General features: G+C 56.4%; 19 protein-coding genes and 1 tRNA gene. 7 read left to right on the top strand and 13 right to left on the bottom strand.

Features of this window, described 5'->3' with window-relative positions; all coding sequences use genetic code 11:
• The first annotated feature begins 40 nt into the window (after positions 1–40).
• Complete coding sequence (locus AC2FJW_RS02510) at positions 41–1,168, top strand: aminotransferase class V-fold PLP-dependent enzyme (RefSeq protein ID WP_496690748.1); 1,128 nt, start codon at positions 41–43, stop codon at positions 1,166–1,168.
• A gap of 10 nt (positions 1,169–1,178) precedes the next feature.
• On the opposite strand, the gene AC2FJW_RS02505 is transcribed toward AC2FJW_RS02510, so the two are convergent.
• From AC2FJW_RS02505 to AC2FJW_RS02495, 3 genes are all read right to left on the bottom strand, one after another.
• Positions 1,179–2,375 carry a UbiH/UbiF family hydroxylase gene (locus AC2FJW_RS02505; protein WP_271946428.1) on the bottom strand — a complete coding sequence of 399 codons (1,197 nt, stop codon included), beginning with the start codon at positions 2,373–2,375 and terminating at the stop codon, positions 1,179–1,181.
• A 74-nt stretch (positions 2,376–2,449) separates the two neighbouring features.
• The gene (locus tag AC2FJW_RS02500; protein ID WP_271946430.1) at positions 2,450–2,698 is read right to left on the bottom strand and encodes a hypothetical protein; all 249 of its coding nucleotides are present in this window, start codon (positions 2,696–2,698) and stop codon (positions 2,450–2,452) included.
• 85 nt (positions 2,699–2,783) lie between these two features.
• Positions 2,784–3,428, bottom strand: a complete 645-nt coding sequence (locus AC2FJW_RS02495) for a pyrimidine 5'-nucleotidase (protein WP_496749127.1) — start codon at positions 3,426–3,428, stop codon at positions 2,784–2,786.
• Positions 3,429–3,527: 99 nt separating this feature from the next.
• Between AC2FJW_RS02495 and AC2FJW_RS02490 the strand changes: the two genes are divergently transcribed.
• Positions 3,528–4,175, top strand: a complete 648-nt coding sequence (locus AC2FJW_RS02490) for a GntR family transcriptional regulator (protein ID WP_142634488.1) — start codon at positions 3,528–3,530, stop codon at positions 4,173–4,175.
• Between the two features lie 3 nt (positions 4,176–4,178).
• Here the strand turns inward: AC2FJW_RS02490 and AC2FJW_RS02485 are convergent, their stop codons facing one another.
• Positions 4,179–6,050 (bottom strand): glycosyltransferase, encoded by a 1,872-nt coding sequence (locus AC2FJW_RS02485; RefSeq protein ID WP_496749126.1) that lies wholly within the window; start codon positions 6,048–6,050, stop codon positions 4,179–4,181.
• Between the two features lie 73 nt (positions 6,051–6,123).
• Positions 6,124–7,290, bottom strand: a complete 1,167-nt coding sequence (carA, locus tag AC2FJW_RS02480; RefSeq protein WP_496695060.1) for a glutamine-hydrolyzing carbamoyl-phosphate synthase small subunit — start codon at positions 7,288–7,290, stop codon at positions 6,124–6,126.
• Between the two features lie 184 nt (positions 7,291–7,474).
• Between carA and AC2FJW_RS02475 the strand changes: the two genes are divergently transcribed.
• The gene (locus AC2FJW_RS02475) at positions 7,475–7,954 is read left to right on the top strand and encodes a GatB/YqeY domain-containing protein (protein WP_142634482.1); all 480 of its coding nucleotides are present in this window, start codon (positions 7,475–7,477) and stop codon (positions 7,952–7,954) included.
• Between the two features lie 21 nt (positions 7,955–7,975).
• Here the strand turns inward: AC2FJW_RS02475 and AC2FJW_RS02470 are convergent, their stop codons facing one another.
• The 3 genes from AC2FJW_RS02470 to ctaD form a co-directional block, all read right to left on the bottom strand.
• Entirely contained in the window at positions 7,976–8,467 is a 492-nt protein-coding gene (locus AC2FJW_RS02470) for a DUF2244 domain-containing protein (protein ID WP_496749125.1), read from the bottom strand.
• 44 nt (positions 8,468–8,511) lie between these two features.
• On the bottom strand, positions 8,512–9,111 hold the full coding sequence (locus tag AC2FJW_RS02465) for a 2-hydroxychromene-2-carboxylate isomerase (protein WP_142634478.1): 600 nt from the start codon (positions 9,109–9,111) through the stop codon (positions 8,512–8,514).
• A gap of 139 nt (positions 9,112–9,250) precedes the next feature.
• Positions 9,251–10,924 (bottom strand): cytochrome c oxidase subunit I, encoded by a 1,674-nt coding sequence (gene ctaD / locus AC2FJW_RS02460; RefSeq protein ID WP_142634476.1) that lies wholly within the window; start codon positions 10,922–10,924, stop codon positions 9,251–9,253.
• Between the two features lie 188 nt (positions 10,925–11,112).
• On the opposite strand from ctaD, the gene AC2FJW_RS02455 reads away from it, so the two are divergent.
• On the top strand, positions 11,113–11,868 hold the full coding sequence (locus tag AC2FJW_RS02455) for a glutathione S-transferase family protein (RefSeq protein ID WP_496749124.1): 756 nt from the start codon (positions 11,113–11,115) through the stop codon (positions 11,866–11,868).
• Between the two features lie 81 nt (positions 11,869–11,949).
• Positions 11,950–12,369, top strand: coding sequence for an HIT family protein (locus AC2FJW_RS02450; protein ID WP_496749123.1), 420 nt, complete (start codon positions 11,950–11,952; stop codon positions 12,367–12,369).
• Between the two features lie 15 nt (positions 12,370–12,384).
• Here AC2FJW_RS02450 and AC2FJW_RS02445 read toward each other — a convergent pair whose 3' ends face one another.
• On the bottom strand, positions 12,385–12,798 hold the full coding sequence (locus AC2FJW_RS02445; RefSeq protein WP_281972282.1) for a MerR family transcriptional regulator: 414 nt from the start codon (positions 12,796–12,798) through the stop codon (positions 12,385–12,387).
• An 81-nt stretch (positions 12,799–12,879) separates the two neighbouring features.
• On the opposite strand from AC2FJW_RS02445, the gene AC2FJW_RS02440 reads away from it, so the two are divergent.
• Positions 12,880–13,806 (top strand): cation diffusion facilitator family transporter, encoded by a 927-nt coding sequence (locus AC2FJW_RS02440; RefSeq protein WP_496749122.1) that lies wholly within the window; start codon positions 12,880–12,882, stop codon positions 13,804–13,806.
• A 292-nt stretch (positions 13,807–14,098) separates the two neighbouring features.
• Here AC2FJW_RS02440 and lipB read toward each other — a convergent pair whose 3' ends face one another.
• Both lipB and AC2FJW_RS02430 read right to left on the bottom strand, forming a co-directional pair.
• On the bottom strand, positions 14,099–14,758 hold the full coding sequence (lipB, locus tag AC2FJW_RS02435) for a lipoyl(octanoyl) transferase LipB (protein ID WP_496749121.1): 660 nt from the start codon (positions 14,756–14,758) through the stop codon (positions 14,099–14,101).
• Between the two features lie 38 nt (positions 14,759–14,796).
• Positions 14,797–15,456, bottom strand: a complete 660-nt coding sequence (locus AC2FJW_RS02430; RefSeq protein ID WP_496749120.1) for a DsbA family oxidoreductase — start codon at positions 15,454–15,456, stop codon at positions 14,797–14,799.
• Positions 15,457–15,598: 142 nt separating this feature from the next.
• Between AC2FJW_RS02430 and AC2FJW_RS02425 the strand changes: the two genes are divergently transcribed.
• A tRNA-Leu gene (locus AC2FJW_RS02425) sits at positions 15,599–15,685 on the top strand.
• A gap of 160 nt (positions 15,686–15,845) precedes the next feature.
• Here AC2FJW_RS02425 and AC2FJW_RS02420 read toward each other — a convergent pair.
• Positions 15,846–16,616: an ABC transporter permease gene (locus AC2FJW_RS02420; protein WP_496749119.1), complete on the bottom strand. Its 771-nt coding sequence runs from the start codon at positions 16,614–16,616 to the stop codon at positions 15,846–15,848.
• Positions 16,616–17,329, bottom strand: coding sequence for an ABC transporter permease (locus AC2FJW_RS02415; RefSeq protein ID WP_496691035.1), 714 nt, complete (start codon positions 17,327–17,329; stop codon positions 16,616–16,618). Before AC2FJW_RS02415 ends, AC2FJW_RS02420 begins: the two co-directional genes overlap by 1 nt.
• Positions 17,330–17,371 lie beyond the last annotated feature (42 nt).

Below are 17,371 nucleotides of genomic sequence, written 5' to 3'. Positions count from 1 at the left end.
CGAACACCCGCTCGTTTCGTGGAATTTGAAAGGAATACCAATGCCCCCGCTTTTGGACAAAATTGACCCCAATGGGTTAGAGGAGTTTTCGGTCGTCTTCACCGATCGCTCGCTTAATCACATGTCGGTTCAGTTTCAGCATGTGATGCGCGACATCTCTGAGATGCTGAAAGGCGTTTACAACGCTGACGGTGTGGCCGTTATCCCGGGCGGTGGTACCTATGCAATGGAAGCAGTCGCGCGCCAGTTTGCCCGCAATGCCAATGTTCTGGTGGTCAGGAATGGCTGGTTTTCCTATCGGTGGAGCCAGATCATCGAGTCCGGTGGGTTGACGGCGTCGGCAACAGTTCTGAAGGCGCGCCAGACCGGCAACTCGGCAACGTCCCCATTTGCGCCCGCTCCGATCGAGGAAGTCATCGAAACGATCCGCGATGGGCGCCCGGATGTTGTCTTTGCGCCGCATGTCGAAACGGCGGCCGGGGTCATTCTGCCCGACGACTATATTTCGGCGATGGCAGCCGCAGCCCACGAGGTTGGGGCGCTGATGGTTCTGGATTGCATCGCTTCGGGCTGCGCATGGGTGGACATGAAGGCGACGGGTGTGGATGTCCTGATCTCGGCCCCTCAGAAAGGGTGGAGCGCATCGCCTTGCGCGGGTCTTGTCATGCTGTCTGAACAGGCTGAGGCAAGGCTGGAGGAGACGACTTCGGACAGTTTTGCCGTCGACCTGAAGAAATGGCGTCAGATCATGCAAGCCTATGAAAATGGCGGTCACGCCTATCACGCCACGATGCCAACAGATGCGCTGAAAGCCTTCCGCGACACGATGGCTGAGACTCGAGACTATGGCTTTGACAAACTGCGTGACGCCCAGTGGGCATTGGGGGACGGTGTACGGGCAATGCTGAAGGAGAAGGGCATTGTTTCTGTCGCTGCCGATGGGTTTGGTGCGCCGGGTGTGGTGGTCAGCTATACCTCGGATCCCAATATCCAGAACGGTAGCAAATTCGCCGCCTTGGGCATGCAGATCGCTGCTGGTGTGCCCTTGCAATGTGATGAGCCAGACGGGTTCAGCACCTTCCGTCTGGGCCTGTTCGGTCTGGACAAGCTGTACGATGTTGACGGCACAATCGCGCGTCTAAAGCGCGTGCTGGACCAAGTTTTGTGACCATCGGGCTTTAACGGACGCCGAGACCCATCTGCATCAGCGTCTTGCGCACGGTCGGCAGCGAATACAGCGCGTTCAACCCCATTGCACGTATGTCCCGTAAAGGCCGCGCCTCAATCATCGAGGCGCGGTTCAGCAAGTCGATACCCTTGACCCGGGCCTCGATCTCGGTATGACGCGCTTTGTGATAGGCATCCAACATCTGCGCGTCACCCAGGCCCTCGGGACGGGCCTGTGCCAAATCCAGCAGGCATCGCAGATCACCCAAGGACATGTTCAGCCCCTGCGCACCGATAGGGGGCACGACATGGGCGGCTTCGGCCATCAGGGCCACGCGTTCGCCCGAAAGGCGCTCTGCCGATTGGCTGATGATCGGCCAGATTGTTCGGCGTGAAGCCAGTTTCAACGGACCGAACAACCCGCAGGACCGTTCGGTCATCAGCGCTTCAAAGCTTTCCGGATCGGTGTTCAACAGCTCTACCGCGCGCGGGCCACGCTCCATCCATACAATCGCGGACGAGGGCTGACCCTGCCAGTCGGGCAGGGGAACTAGCGTGAACGGGCCGCCGGACCTGTGAATCTCGGTCGAGACGTTCTGATGCGGGATCGAGTGTGTAACCGCGAAGGCCAACGCCTTTTGCCCATAGCGCGTGGTGTGCACGTTGATCCCGGCGGCCTCTCGCATGGGCGAGTTGCGACCATCTGCGGCGATCACCAGTTTACAGCGGATGCGCGTCCCGTCGCTCAGGCCAACGCGGGCTTCGGCTGTACGGGTGAACAAGCTGACCGTGCCCGTTCCGGGGCGAAAATCGACATTGGGCAGTTCAGCGAGACGGGCCACCATTTCGCGCCGCAAGAGCCAGTTTGGCAGGTTCCAACCAAAGGGCTGGTCCGAGATATCCGCGGCATTGAAGTCGCGCACCACGCGCGGCTCGGGCACATCTCCGCCTGCATCCACAATCCGCATGATCTGAAGAGGGGCGGCATGCGCGTCGAGTTTTTCCCACAGCCCGCATTGTTCCAAAAGACCGTGGGCTGGTTGCAAAAACGCGGTGGTCCGTAAATCCGATCCGTCCACGTCCCGCTGGGTCACAGGTGGGGTAGGATCAACACAGACCACATTGAATCCAGCCGCGCCAAGGGCCGCCGCTGCGGTCAAACCGGCAATTCCGCCGCCGGAAATCAGGATGTCACACTGGTCGTTCATAGCGCCCTCTTTGGTTCTGAGCCGACCCTAGAGCGGTTCCGCTGCCTGCGCCAAGTGACATCCTGTCTCGCAGGTCAGCCGCGCGAGATCAGGATGAGGATCAGGAATATCACGGGCACCATCACGACGGCGGGGATATACAAGCCCGGCAAGCCAAACAGCATCACTGAACAGCCCCACATGCTGAAGATGGCGGCAGCGGTGTAATACCAGTCGTCCCCATCTGCATCGGCCGCATCGCGCGCCATCCAACCAAACAGGGGAACAGCAAATAGCAGGCGCTGCCAGATGGGTGAGCGCGGGGGCATTTCGATTGCGGACATCTGGGTCTCCGTTCTGTTCGTCGCAGTTGGGATATAGGGGCGGTGCCCGGGTCGCAGTACGTGCAGATCGTCGCAGTGTGACAGCCTATCGCAGGCGGGCCAGAAAGGCGGTCAGGTCGTCTGTATGATGGTGGATGTGATCGGCCATGTGCGGTTCGGGCGCGACATGAACTGTGCGCATCCCCATCTCATGCGGGGCCGCCAGATTGCGCGGATCGTCTTCGAACATGGCCGCTTTTTCTGCCTCGATTCCGTCTTGCGCAAAAATGGCCTGGAATGCGGCCTTTTCGGGTTTAGGACGGTATCCCGCATGCTCGACTCCATAGATGGCATCGAACAAACCACTGAGGCCACGCGCCGCAAGGACGCGTTCGGCATAGGGCGCGCTGCCATTGGTATAAACAATGCGGCGACCGGGCAGGGCACGAATATGTGCCGCCAGATCCACGTCCGGGTCCATATGGCTCATATCCACCTGATGCACGGCATGCAGGTAAGGGTCGGGATCCAGATCATGTTCGGCCATCAGCCCGGCCAGCGTGGTGCCATATTCGCGCCAGTAATGGGATCGCAGCCGGTCGGCTTCGGCCCGGTCGACGCCGATGGCCTGAACCACATAATCCGTCATCAGCACCTCGATCTGATCGAACAGGCGCATATGCGGCGGGTACAGGGTGTTGTCCAGATCGAACACCCATTGGGAGACATGGCTGAAGGCAGGTTTGACCATGCCTGCCGTTTAAGCCGCGCAGCGCAGGTTTTCAATGCAGTACTTGATTGTGCGCACTGCAGACGGATAGACATGTCCGAACGAGGAGAAAAACAAAAGATGCCCCAATCCAAGCAGTCCAACAGCGACGCCTACAGCCTTATTCTCGAAGCGATTGATGTGGGCATCTACAAGCCCGGTGACAGGCTGGTCGAAAGCGAGCTGGCCGAAAGGTTCGGTGTTTCGCGCACGCCAATCCGCGAGGCATTGCAGCGGTTAGAGACCCAATCCTTGCTTGAACGCGACGGGCGTTCGCTGATTGTGGCCTCATTGGACCACAATCAGATGGCAGAGCTATATGTCGTTCGCCGTGAACTTGAAGGTCTCGCTGCAAGTTTGGCCGCCAAGCACGCGACCGAGGAAGAGATCAAGGTGCTGCAGGAAATGGTTGCCGAAGATGATGCGCTGGTGGACAATCCAAACGCCCTGTCTCGGGCGAACCGGCGGTTTCACGAACAGATCCATCTGGCCTCGCACAACCGCTATTTGGTGCAACAGCTGAACCTTGTGCACCGTACAATGGCCTTGATGGCAACGACATCGCTTGCGGTTTCCGGGCGCGGTGAGATCGCGCAAAGTGAACACAAAGGCATCGTCGAGGCGATTGCCGCCCGTGACGAGCAAGCCGCGGAACGTGCGTTGAAAGAGCATATCTCGGTCGCTTTCATGACGCGTCTCAAGCAGGATGCGGTTCGTCGCGAAAGCTGACGGTCACATGTCGAAGGTTTCTTCACTGGCTTGACCGTGTTGGGTTTTGTCCCAGAAGAACGGGTTGATAGCCAATTCCCAAAGGGCTTTGTAAGCTGCCAGCACACCCAAGGGGAAATACAACGGCATTGTCGGCACCCACGGCATCAGAAACCGTCTTTCACGGGCGGCGACAGCCAGTATCCCGATGGTCACATTCGTGATCTCTGCAAATACGAACAGAGCTATCAGTATGGTCATGACCTTGCCCGGAATGACGGGATCCAGCGGGCTGGCCAATCCGAATGTGGTAAGCCAGAACAGCCACAAAACCGGGGCCAGCAGGAATTGTCCGACGGTGCCCAGAAAAAACGCCTGAAGCCCAAGGAAGCGCAGCACACCCAGCTCTTTCAGCAGATGGATCGGCGAGCGCATGTGGACAAGATATGTGACCATAAAGCCCTTGAGCCATCGTGAACGCTGTTTGACCCAAGGCCAGGCCCGAAAGTTTGCTTCTTCGAAAGTGGCGGTATCAACCATCTCGGTCCGATAACCCGCGCGGCTGAGGCGGACGCCCAGATCCGCGTCTTCGGTTACATTATGGGCATCCCAACCGCCCAGTTCCAACAGCTTTTCGCGACGAAAGAAAAATGTTGTACCACCAAGTGGAACCACCAGTCCCAACCGGGCAATGCCAGGCAGAATGACCCGAAACCAACTGTTATACTCGATGGTAAAGCAGCGAGACCGCCAGTTGGTGCGCGGGTTGTAATAGTCCAGAACGCCTTGCAAGCAGACGACGTCTTCACTGGCTTGGGTGAAATGTCCGACGATGCGTTCGATTTGATCGGGAAGAGGGGCGTCCTCGGCATCCCAAACGCCTAGAATGTCACCACGACAGAAATCCAGCGCATAGTTCATCGCGCGCGGTTTTGTCGTCAGCCCGCTTAATGCCGGTACTTCGATCGTGCGGATCCAACAGGGCAGCTCGATTTTGGCCAGGGTTGCACGGGTTACCATATCCGTTTCTTCCAAAACCAGAATGACGTCCAAAAGAGCTTTGGGATATGTCAGACGTCGCAATCGGCGGATCAGAGCGCCAGCAATCTCTCGCTCTTTGTACAAAGGGACCATGATGGAAACGCGAGGCAGTCGAAGAGGAAGCGTGGTGGCGGTCTGACTGTGGCGTTTTCCTTTGTAACACAGAAACGAGAGCAATCCCGCGAGTCGCAATGTCAGGAATAATACAAGCGACGTAACGGCCAAAACGACCAGAGCCAGCAGCCCCGGAATGGGTTGCGCCAGGTACAGTGTGGCGAGGCCAAGCACTATGGCAATCGGCCCAATACGCGAGCGCCGAGTCCAGGATCGGCAACTCTGAGCTATTGCCACACGGGTTTCAGCCTTTTCAGCAAGGCTTTCCGAGAAAATTCTAGCGATCGCGTCGTCGATCCGGTCCGCATCGGCAAGCACGGGTATGATCGTTTGCTTTTCCTTTGCCAACTGCTTGCGAACTGCGTCGAACTGATCGGGATTGGCGGTAGCGACCAGCAGAATGGGACCGATGCGCATCCAGGGAATGATGTTGTGATCCAGCCAAAAGCTGGCGGGGCGGGTTTTGCAAAGGTCCGGATTTGGTGGATGCAGATCCAGGTCCGCGATCTGCAATCCTGTTTGTTCAGACAGCGCCGTCAGAACCTCGGACCGATCTACCCAGCCTTCGCCGACCAGGATTTCGCCCAGTGCAACATTTTGTCTGGATTGCAGGTGCAGGGCTTTTTGCAACTGATGGTTCGAAAGCAGCCCGCGGTCGATCAGGCAAGCCCCCAAAGGCTTGCGCACCGTTGCAGAAATCGGCGCGGCCGATGCGAAATGCTGCAGGTTCAGTTCAACCATTCAATCAACCCAGACGTGGTAATCTGCGTCAGGGTGGAGCGATTAAGGTTAACAGGCCGTTAAGGCTGTATGATTATGCCTGTGCCTTCCGGGCGGCCATCGCATGCGAGAACCGCTCGAACAGGTAGAAGCTGTCTTGTGGACCTGGAGATGCCTCTGGGTGGTACTGTACCGAATAGACCGGTCGATCCGTCATGCGAATTCCGCAGTTTGAACCATCAAACAACGAACGATGAGTCTCAACGACACCGTCGGGAAGGGTTTGAGCGTCTACCGCAAACCCATGGTTCATCGACGTTATTTCCACCTTCCCAGTCTCGAGATCTTTTACCGGGTGGTTCGCCCCGTGGTGGCCGTGATTCATCTTGACAGTCTGACCACCAAGGGCCAGCGCAAGCATCTGATGACCAAGGCAAATCCCGAATACGGGTAGGTCGGTGGTGTCCAATACCTCTTTGATCATCGGTACTGCGTATTCACCCGTAGCCGCAGGATCACCGGGGCCATTGGACAGGAATACGCCGTCGGGACTATGGGCCAGAACCTCAGCCGCGGTTGCCGTTGCGGGCAGCACAGTGACATCGCACCCGGTCGAGGCAAGGCATCTCAGGATATTGCGCTTTGCCCCGAAATCCAGTGCTACAACCTTATGTACTGGGGCCTCTTGCCGTTTATAGCCATCTGGCCAGGCCCAACGCATCTCATCCCAGCGATAGCTTTGCGCACAAGTCACTTCCTTGGCCAAATCCATACCTTCAAGCCCGGCAAAGCCACGCGCAGCCGATACCAGAGCTTCGATGTCGAAATTGCCCTCAGGATCATGGGCCAATGCCACATGAGGTGCGCCTTGCTGGCGAATTGCGCGGGTTAACCGGCGGGTATCGACACCGCCAATGGCAATACGCCCACGCTGGGCAAGCCATGATTTCAGCTCTTCAGCAGACCGCCAGCTGGACGGTTCGGTTGGGTCCCATTTGACGACCATTCCGGCCGCGACAGGATCACCGGTTTCGTCATCCTCGGGGTTCACGCCAACATTTCCGATATGAGGGAAAGTGAAGGTCACGATCTGCCCGGCATAAGAAGGATCGGTCATGATCTCTTGATAGCCGGTCATTGCGGTGTTGAAACACAGCTCGGCCACGGTCTGGCCTGTGGCGCCGAAACCGACCCCGTAGAACAGTGTTCCATCGGCCAAAGCCAGACATGCGGTGGGCTTGGACGGGGCGTTCTGGGCCATAGCGCGACTCTCCTGCAGGGTAAATCGGCGCATACCTAAGGGGGTTATGCGCTTGGGTCAAGTGTGTTCAATTTTTGGGCTATTGAGCAATATCAATGACTTAGATGTTGAGGCCCCCGGTTGTATCACGCTTTTTGTTTCGATATGGTCGGGGTTCCTTTTGTCATGGGGATGGACAAACTAAATGGATATGCGATCACGGGTGAATTCCGCCCTGAAGCAAGCAATGAAAGACAAGAACGCCGAGCGTCTGTCGACCCTACGTCTGATCAATGCAGCAATCAAGGACCGGGATATCGCGTCTCGTGCTGCGGTCAACGAGGAAGCCAAGGGTTGCGGTGATGCCGAAGTTCTTGAAATTCTAGGGAAAATGTCCAAGCAGCGTAAGGAAAGTGCGCGTGCTTACGAAGAGGGTGGACGCCTCGATCTGGCGGAGCGTGAACTGCGCGAGATAGAAGTCATAGAAGAATTCCTGCCCGAGCAACTGGACGACGATGAGGTGACGAAAGCCATCCAATCAGCGATTACGGCTACTGGTGCCGGGTCGATCCGGGATATGGGCAAGGTCATGGGCGAGCTCAAGACACGCTATACTGGCCAGATGGATTTTGGGAAAGTTGGGCCCATGGTCAAAGATCAGCTTTGTGCGGCTGCCAGCGGCTGACTGCCGTGACATGCTGAGAGTTTACTGCGCGACTGGTTCGCGCAGTTTTTCTTTGAGGTCATCGTAAAGCGCAATCCGCTCTTCCTCGGACAGGAATGCGCCGATTTCGACTTCGCGACCTTCCCCCTTGAGGGTGACGTAGTTCGGAACCGGGCCGCCGCTCTGATGGATCTCAGGGCGGGCCCAATAGCGATTACAGGCCCATTCCTGCTGCCCCCGTCGCGGGTCATGATGTATCAGATGCGCCTGTGTTCCGGTCAGCGTCAGGACTTCGAATATGCTACGGGCCCGATAGTTCGACCGTATCGCCAGCCAAAGACCCGTTACCGTCAGCAGCAGGAACGGCAGCAACCCCCAAAGCAGGGCCGAGCCGAGCACGGCCAAAAGCGGGAGCAGCCCGAATAGAAAGACCCCAAACACAACTCGCACCGCCCAATGGCGCGGCAGTGAGTTATGCGGCCACAGGTGCAATTCAAGTTCTGAAGTGGTGGTTTGATTCCATCTGTAGGGCATGGCCGGAAGATAGCCCAAAGCGCGTCCGAGTCGACGCTGAAAATTCAGATGACGTGCCCGACGCGGGCCCACGATAGGGCATCGTCCAGCCGATCATCCCCCCAAAAGACTTCGTTCCCCACAACCAGGCTTGGGGCGCCAAAAATGCCCAGCTTGATTGCGCGTAGTGTTTCAGCCTCAAGTGCGGCGACAATGTCGGGGCTGCGCGCGCGGGACAGGATCAGTCGGGGATCCTGCTGACTGCGGTGTAGCGCTTCGGACAGGGCGGTTTCGCTACCGGCCTCTACACCTTCTTCGAACCAGATCCGATATAGAATTTGCGTAAAGTTCTTGCCCCAGCCTTCTTCCATTCCCAACAGCGCTACTTGATTTGCCAAGGCAAGGTCAGAAATGGGGTAGGGCGCAGGAAGCTGGGCGTGCATATGGTACTTAGCCGCCCGACGCTCAATGTCGCGCCACATATAGGCGGATTTGACGGGTTTCCCTGCAAAGGGGATGTTCTTCTGCTGCGACATCACTGTGCGTACATTGAACGGCCGCCATGTGACGGACGCATCGTGTTCAGAACACCAATCGTCCAGGCGCATGATCGTCAGAAAGCTGTAGGTGCTTCCGATAGAGTACCAGAAATCAAGATCGGGCATATGAACCCTCGGGGTTGCCGATTGTTTTGCCTTTACCAGAGTACCCTATTTTGACCGATCTGGCGAATTTCCGGTGGCACGCCACTTAGAAATGAAAAACCCCGCCAAGTTGGCGGGGTTTTCTGTTGGTTCAGAGGGATCAGTGCGCGTGGCCCTTGTCCCAGTCTTCTTGCTTGGGCAGCTGCTCGAACGTGTGTTCGGGCGGCGGCGAGGGCAGGGTCCATTCCAGCGTATCCGCGTATTCGTTCCACGGGTTGTTTCGGGTCTCACGTGCGCCACGGAACAAGGCGTAGAACACGATACCAAAGAACAGCAGGAACGAGGCGAAGGATACAAAGGCGCCAATCGACGAGACATAGTTCCACTGCGCGAACGCTTCGGGATAATCGATGTAGCGACGTGGCATGCCCTGACGGCCCAGGAAGTGCTGCGGGAAGAAGGTCAGGTTGGCGCCGATGAAGAACAGCCAGAAGTGAACCTTGCCCCAGAACTCTGAATACTGACGGCCTGTCATCTTGGAGAAGTAGAAGTAGATTCCGGCAAAGATCGCAAACACAGCGCCCAGCGACATCACATAGTGGAAGTGTGCAACCACATAATATGTGTCGTGATAGGCGCGGTCGATACCAGCCTGCGACAGAACCACACCAGTCACACCGCCAACGGTGAACAGGAACAGGAAGCCGAAGGCAAACAGCATCGGTGTCTTGAACTCGATCGAGCCGCCCCACATGGTTGCGATCCACGAGAAGACCTTAACGCCGGTAGGAACCGCGATGACCATCGTTGCCAGCATGAAGTAGGCTTGCTGCTGGACCGACATGCCAACTGTGTACATGTGGTGTGCCCACACGACAAAGCCCAATACACCGATCGCAATAAGTGCCCAAACCATCGGCAGGTAACCGAAGACTGGCTTGCGCGAGAAGGTCGCAATGATGTGGCTGATAAGGCCAAATCCAGGTAGGATCACGATGTACACTTCTGGGTGGCCAAAGAACCACAGGATGTGCTGATACAGGATCGGATCACCACCACCGGCCGGATCAAAGAAGGTGAAACCAAAGTTGCGGTCCATTAGCAACATGGTGATCGCGCCCGCCAAAACCGGCAGCGACAGAAGAATCAGCCACGAGGTGATGAAGATCGACCAGCTGAACAGCGGCACCTTGAACAGGGTCATGCCCGGGGCACGCATGTTCAGGAAGGTGGTGATCATGTTGATCGCGCCGAGGATCGAGGAGGCGCCCGATACGTGCACGGCAAAGATCGCAAGGTCCATGGACATGCCGCCCTCGCTCGTCGACAGCGGCGGGTACAAAACCCAGCCGACGCCCGAACCAAGCTGGTCATTACCACCGGGGCTCAGCAGCGAGGCCACGCCCAGCGAAGTACCGGCGACATAGAGCCAGAAGGACAAGTTGTTCATCCGCGGGAACGCCATGTCCGGTGCGCCAATCTGCAACGGCATGAAATAGTTGCCAAATCCGCCGAATAGGGCAGGGATGACCACGAAGAACATCATCAGAACACCGTGATAGGTGATCATCACGTTCCACAAATGCCCGTTCGGAGTACAGAGCTCGGCACCGCTGCCGAACAAGCGGAACCCTTCCATGCACATGTGCTGTACCCCGGGCTCCATCAATTCGATCCGCATGATAACAGTCATCAGAACCGAGATTAGACCGGCCAGGGCCGAGACGATCAGGTACAGAATCCCGATGTCCTTGTGGTTGGTCGACATGAACCAGCGGGTAAAGAACCCGCGCTGGTCTTCATGGTCGTGACCATGAATGGCTGCGTCTGCCATTAGGTGCCTCCTGTTGCAACTACACCGCGCTGTCGGACCTCTCCAACGCGCGGGATTCCTGCTGGTTTTAGATTGCGTGGGGGCGACCTTCAATGGTCGAGTTTGATCTGGATCAAGATTAATTGTCGCGGGTGCCGGTTGCAGGGCTTCGAAAAAGAGCACAACTTTCGGCAAATGGAGGAGACCGGATGGTTCTGAACTACGTGACGACCGAAAAGGCTCAGGCGGCCACCGGGCTACGCATGATCGTTGTCGGAGGTGTGCCAAGCCCCTGGAGCGAAGCCGCAAAGAGTATTTTTCACGTAAAACGTCTGCCTTGGCTGCCAGTTTATCTGGACCATCAGGACCGGGCGCAGACCATCTGGGCGCAAACGGACAGCGCACCGGTTGTGTTCTGGAAAGATGAGGCACCGCTTTCCGAAACGGCCGATATTGTCGCCTTGGCACAACGAATCGCGCCTGAACCAGATTTGTTGCCAGCATCAATGGCGCCCGACATTCTCGCCTTCATTGACTTACTGGCGGCCCCCAATGGATTGGGCTGGCAAAGGCGGCTTCAGAAAATCCATGCTGGTATGCGAGGCCAAGAAGGTGGGTTCCATCCCAAGATTGCCGACTATCTTGGCAAGAAATACGGTTATGATACAGAAGCAGGTGAAATGGCTGCCGGTCGCGCTGATGGAATATTGAAACGCGTCAGTAGCAAGCTCGCAGAAAGTGGTGATTTTCTGTTTGGCAACACGCTCACTGCAGCAGATATCTATTGCGCTGCCTTCATGGCTTTGTTCGCACCGTTGCCGGAAGAGTTGTGTGCTATGCGGCTGAGTACCCGAAGGGTTTTCGAGCATATATCCGATCCTGTACGGGATACTCTTTCGACAGGTTTGCTGTTGCATCGGGACAGGGTATACCGCGATTTTCTGGAAACACCTTTGTCGCTCTGATCGCATGTGCATTGCGTCTTGACCGCCAAGGTGCGGCACCGCACAAACACCTCATGAAAAACGTCCAAACGGAGGCCGAGTATGTCTGCCTATGATCCCGATAACATTTTCGCCAAGATCCTGCGTGGTGAAATCCCTGCAAACCGGGTCTATGAAGACGACGACACACTGGCCTTCATGGACATCATGCCGCGCACGGACGGGCATCTGCTGGTGATCCCGAAAACGCCTTGTCGCAACGTGCTGGATGCCAGCCCAGAACAGCTTGCTTCTGTGATCTCAACGGTTCAGAAGATGGCGCAGGCGGTGAAAGCGGCGTTTGGTGCGGATGGTGTCACCATCCAACAGTTCAACGAGGCTGCAGGTGGGCAAGAAGTGTTTCATCTGCATTTCCACGTTCTGCCGCGGAACGAAGGCGTTTCGATGCGACCGCCGGGCAATATGGGTGATTTTGACCTGATCGCTAAAAACGCCGGTAAAATCAAAGACGCGCTGGCCTGATCACCCGCTACAGGATCAGTGCGATCCAAGGCATTTGCTATGGTCGCCAAACGCGTTCAGCACTTCACATACATGGTCGTGGGTGCCGTCACAGGCGGCTGTGATGCGTTCCAGTTCGGCCTCAAGGCTGCGCAGCAATGTTATCCGGTTGCGCAGTTCAGTCAGCTGACGATCCGCGATTTCATGAACATGGTCCAGATCCGCCCCCTGCGCCCCTTCCAAAGAAAGCAACGCCTCGACATCCGGCAAAGGCAGGCCCAGATCACGCGAGTGGCGGATAAATTGGAGGCGTTTCAGAGCAGTCTCGTCATATCTGCGCTGATTGCCCGCCGTCCGATACGGTTTGGCCAACAAGCCTTTTTCCTCATAGAAACGGATCGTGGGCACCTTGACCCCGGTTTGCCGCGACAAATCTCCGATTGAGTACATTTTGTGCTTTTTGCCTCTTGAACCTCTAGTGACTAGAGGAATTACATAAGATGGCAGTTCAAAACAAGGATCTGATCTGCCATGTCACATAACCACACCCACTCTCACATTGATCCGAATGCCGGTGACCAGAGGGTGGTCGGAGCGATCGGCGTCAATATGGTATTGACGCTTGCACAAATAGTGGGGGGCATTTTGTCTGGCTCACTGGCCTTGATCGCAGATGCCTTGCATAATTTTTCAGATGCCATCGCGCTGATCATCGCGTTTTTCGCTCGTAAGATTGCGCGACGCCCGGCAGATCCACGGATGAGCTTTGGTTATGGTCGGGCAGAGGTTGTGGCCGCTCTTGTTAACTACACCACTCTTGTCGTTCTTGCCGTTTATCTGATGTACGAAGGTGTCATGCGGTTTATCGAGCCCGAACCGGTGAATGGCTGGATCGTCGTCTGGATCGCAGCGCTGGCCCTGATCGTCGATCTGATCACGGCTGCCCTGACCTATTCGATGGCAAAGGACAGTATGAATATCAGGGCGGCCTTTCTGCACAATGTGGCAGATGCATTGGGCTCGTTGGCAGTGATCGTCGCCGGAACCTTGGTCATCGTGTTCAACTGGACATGGGTGGATCCCGCCGTAACTATTCTGATCTCGGTCTACATCCTTTGGCATGTGAAATCTGAAATTGGCGAAACCATTCACGTCTTGATGTTGGGTGCACCATCCGACCTTGACCCAGAAGAGGTCGCTTCGATGATCGAGGCCACCGAGGGCGTTGTTTCGGTCCATCACGTTCATCTGTGGAGTATGCAGGAGCATGAACCTGCCCTGACTGCACATGTGGTTGCGACCAGCCACGCAGACGAAGATGCCAGGTGGCTTTCCGCAACCATCAAGAATGCGCTGCAGGATCAGTTCGGGATCGGCCATGCAACGCTTGAAATTGAAAGTGGGGAAGAGGTTTGTGGCCATCCGGCCCGGTTTGGACATGACAAACACGAGCACTAAAAAAGAAATTGCCGTTCCGATTTGGGGTCGGAACGGCAGACTCGTAACCAAAACACTTACCTGTTTTCCCAGGGGATACCTGCGATCACCGGCTTAACACACCACTCACTCTAGAACGGTAAATCCATACTAGGCGTTAATGGGACCCAAGTATTCATATTTGTGAAATTTAACTAGATTCCGTCGGAAACCAGACGGACCAATCGGGAATTGTTTCCAAATTATGAAGTAGAGCGGATCTGACGGCTGGATTGTAGTCGGTGCCGGGCTGTTTTTCGATTCGTGATCCGAGTTAATCCGCCCCCGCGGGTCCAAAAACCTCAGCGAAGGTTTTTCTAAGCGCGTTGTCCACATCATCCATCGCGACCGGAAGACCCAGATCGACCAGAGAAGTCACGCCATGGTTCGAGATGCCGCAGGGTACGATCCCAGAGAAATGGCTCAAATCCGGTTCGACATTGATCGAGATGCCGTGAAAGCTGACCCATTTACGCAATCGCAGGCCGATCGCCGCGACTTTGTCCTCGGCTTTTTCGCCTGCTGGCGTCAGCGGCTTGTCATCCCGTTGCACCCAGACACCAACACGGCCGTCGCGGATTTGCCCGGTCACGTTGAACTCGGCCAAAGCTGCGATCACCCAATTCTCAAGCTGCTTTACAAACTTGCGCACATCCCTGCCGCGTTTGTTCAGGTCCAGCATGACATAAGCAATGCGCTGCCCCGGACCATGATAGGTGTATTCACCACCGCGTTTTGACGTATAGACTGGAAATCTGTCCGGGTCTTTCAGGTCTTCGACCTTGGCTGAAGTGCCCGCTGTGTACAGGGCAGGGTGCTCAAGTAGCCAGATACACTCATCCGCCTCACCCGCCGCGATATCGGCCACGCGCGCCTCCATAAAGGCGATGGCCTCATCATAGTCGGTCAATCCGTCAGTAATCTTCCATTCCATGTCGGCTCCTTAGCGGCTGGATGCATGGATGGAAAGACCTAGGCTGCTTCGGTCAAACAGCGCTGCAGGACCTGTGTATAGCTGTCCGCTCCCTGCGCCCCAGTCAGCAAGTACTTTCTGCCAAACACCATTGCGGGAACGCCGGAAATACCACGACTGGTCCAGTATTGCTGTTTCTCTCGAACCAGCGCGGCATGAGCACCTGATTCAAGCATCGTGCGCGCAGCATTCCGATCCAGACCGGCAGTTTCCGCGGCCTCAAGCAGAACTTCAATATTCGAAACGTCCTTTTGCTTGGTGAAATAAGCCTCGAACAAGGCCAGTTTCAGTGGATGCTGGCGACCCTGAGCCTCGGCCCAGTCAAGAAGCTGATGTGCAGCAAATGTGTTTACGATGCGACTTTCTTCATCAAAGGCGAAGGTAAAGCCCAAGTCAGCCCCGATTTGCGTCAATCGATCTCGCATCGCTTGGCTTTGTTCCGTCGAGGAGCCGTATTTCTCGGCAATGTGCTCACGCAGGTTCTGACCCTCGGGCGCCATGTTTGGGTTCAATTCGAACGGATGCCAGCGCAGCTTTGCCAGGATATTTTGCTGTTTGAGCGCCAGATCCAACTGCCGGAATCCAACAATGCACCAGGGGCAAACCACATCCGAGACTATGTCGATCTGAACGATGGGGCGAGGGTCGGGCGAGGTCATGGCGGGGCTCCTGACGGGGTCATTTGGACGACAACCTGTTAAAGATAAGAGCGCCGAATGGGAATTCAAACCAACGTGATTTTTGCCTCTTCACATCTTGATCATCAAGGTCTATACGCCCCACTACCAAGTCACTAACAGTGCGGTCGTGGCGGAATTGGTAGACGCGCAGCGTTGAGGTCGCTGTGGGGTAACACCCGTGGAAGTTCGAGTCTTCTCGACCGCACCAAGTGATTGGATTTCATTCTTTTTAGGCCGAAATTCGCGACGCTCTGGGTGCCTTCAATCAACGATGCGAAAGCCGCCCACAAGTAGACAGCTGACAAGGACAGGTAGCTGGATAACTGTCCGATCTTAGAATTCAGGTTGTGGAACTATTCGGCGTCGACTTACCGGGCAGGGACCTGCAATTCAATTCGCCGGAATATCAGCGTGATGAAGCCTGCAATGATCAGATAGATCAGTGCCAACAGCAGCAGCGGTTCATAGACCACGAAGGTGTCCGCCCGAATTCTGGACGACACGGCGTAGATCTCGACCACTGTGATCGTCGCCACCAGCGGGGTTGCTTTCAGCTGCAGGATCGTCTCACCGCCTAGTGTCGGCAGCACGCTGCGAATGGCCTGAGGCAGCCAGATCCGGCGGAACATGGTGAACCGAGGCATGCCAAAGGATTGCGCCGCTTCGAGCTGACCCTTCTTAACGCTGGCAAAGGCGCCGCGCATGATTTCGCCCTCGTAGCCCGCGTAAGACAGGGTCAGGGCCAGAACCGCATAGGGCCAAGCCTGTCGCAGATAGGGCCACAGCTCGCTGCCGCGTATCCATGGAATCTGAGGGAAAAGCGATCCAAGCCCATAGTACAACAGCCAGATTTGCAGAAGAATTGGGGTGCCGCGAATGACGGTGCAGAACACTTTTGCCGGTGCCGAAAGGTACCAGGGACCAATCGCCTGAGCGAGACCCAGTGGAACGGCGAGCAAGAACCCAAGCACACAGGTGACGGCCAACAGCCAAATGGTTCTCCACAGACCTTCAAGCGCCAGCGGGGCATAGGTTGGAATCCAGTCCCAGCGCAACGAGACGGCGCACCAGATAACGAAGGCGGCAAATAGCGCCATCAGTACAATCCGATGCGGCTGCATGAGTGCTCGCCAGTTCATTATCGGCTTCCTCCCTTCAACGAAGGCTGCCCACGACGGGCCCATTTCTCGATACGCGCGAACACGACACCGGAACAAAGCGTGACGATCAAGTACAAGGCACCTGCAGCAAGGAAGAAGGTGAAATAGGCGCGCGTACTGGCGGCAGCCTGACGGGTCTCCAGCGTCAATTCGCTAAAGCCGACAATGGCCAGCAGGGCCGTATCTTTAGTTGCAATGAGCCACAGATTGGCCAATCCAGGCGTGGCAAAAGACATCATCGCGGGAATTGTCACCCGCCGCATCAGCAGCAGCGAGGGCATGCCATAGGCGCGGGCGGCTTCGATCTGTCCGGTGGGAACCGCTTTGATTGCGCCCCTGAGAACCTCGGTCGCATAGGCGCCCTGAACGATGCCCAAAACCCAGATGCCGGCAACGACGCCGCTGATTTCGACGCGGTCATACCCCATTGCCTGCGCGGCCTGATTGATCAGGTCGGTCCCGACGTAATACAGGATCAAGATCAGCACCAGTTCAGGCACGGCGCGCATTACAGTCGTATATATGCCGAGCAGGTCACGTGTGACCGGCCCGCCATATAGTTTTCCATAGGCCCCGAAAAGCCCGATGATCAACCCGAACCCGAACGCTCCAAAAGCGATCTGCAACGAGTTAGCGAGGCCACGCAGAAGGTTGCCGCCCCATCCCGGAGGACTAAGGGCAAGCAACTCCATGCTTTGGGCCAAACCCAGGCTTTCGAGGATAGCTTCCACGGC

It is taken from the genome of Ruegeria sp. CDSA020 (genome assembly GCF_059612345.1).
This window is presented reverse-complemented; position numbering and strand designations above follow the sequence as displayed.